The sequence below is a fragment of the Endozoicomonas sp. ONNA1 genome, assembly GCF_024606325.1.
In the GTDB taxonomy this organism is placed as follows: Bacteria; Pseudomonadota; Gammaproteobacteria; order Pseudomonadales; family Endozoicomonadaceae; genus Endozoicomonas_A.
Genome location: NZ_JAHHPN010000386.1, coordinates 1 through 1,260 on the forward strand (window position 1 = coordinate 1; position 1,260 = coordinate 1,260).

General features: G+C 32.1%; 1 protein-coding gene. It reads right to left on the bottom strand.

From position 1 onward, the window contains the following. On the bottom strand, positions 1-1,260 hold a 1,260-nt coding region (locus tag KDK19_RS08950), incomplete at both ends, for a heparinase II/III family protein (RefSeq protein ID WP_257291766.1).

The following is a 1,260-nucleotide window of genomic DNA, read 5'->3' on the forward strand; positions in this document are numbered from 1 at the left end:
TAACCTGATTCAGGAAGAACTAAGTTATGAACTTTAGGTTGTTTGCCTTCTTTACCATTTCTGTAGATGTAAAACAATTCAGGTACTTGCTTATTGATGATGCTTCTGAAGTCTCTTTCTGAAGTATCACCAAAGCGAACAGCTTTATTATTTGGATGCAATAGCATGAAATTTACTGAGTTCATTTTTTGAACACGTTCTATTGCAAGAGGATCTGTAACCCAACCAGCTTTTATAGCTGAGAAAAGAATGTCAGAAATATAAACGTGATAGTCTGGTGAATGTTCTAGATGAACTCCTTCAGAGTTAACGTCTTTCAAAACGGTCTGTGAAAAGTGATATTTAGCGAAAGCATCATATAAATCTCTGTTTTTTATTTCTGGTAATGTATTTGTAATAGCAAGCAGACCGCATAATTGATAAAGACCATGGTTTGAATGTAGTGCAAGTTTATCTAAGTTAGCTAAGTCAAGAATATGAATCTGTAACGCTAAAGATGAAAGATAAAATTCTTCATCAGAAAGTAAATTATTTCTTAAGCAATGTTCAATAATATAGGGTATTCTCGTAGCCCTAAAAGCGACACCCATATCATACCAAGAAAACTCGTTTACTTTTTTTTGAATTATATTGAAATCAATCCAATCCATCATTAATTTCTTGGCATAAACTAAGTCGTCTATGTCACCCGTGCTAAGCAATGAGTCCATGAATACCCATGCATTAAAACCATATCTCCAAGATCTTGTATTGAATGGTGGTTTTTTTGTGGCCCAGTCTATAGGTAGTTTTAAAGATAACTCTGGATAGTTAGGATACCCATAAACTTGCTTATCTCTGTCAGCATAAGCAGATACTTCATTAAGGACTACATAAGCGGAGGGTGGCCGGTTTAAAATTTGTAGTCTTAAATTATTTTTTTGTAATGCTAAGTCACTATAAGGTACAGGTGCATAAACTGATTCTATTAAAGTTTTTCTATTTATAGACTTATAGTTTTTACATAAAAAATAAGCCTCTAATGATATTTCTGCTGCTGAATCAAATATAGTGTTTTCAACATTTATATTATAACGTTTTTTATTAACTATAAAACCATCTGAGCCAGAAAAATCTTTCTTTGGAATATAGTAAAATGAGTCACCAGAAAATTTTAGCTCACCATTTTTTGGTGCTTCAGAAATATTGAAGCATTTAGCCTGGAACTCGAAAAATATCTTACAAAAGATTTCCCTAGAAAAATAAGACTTAAATTCAAGT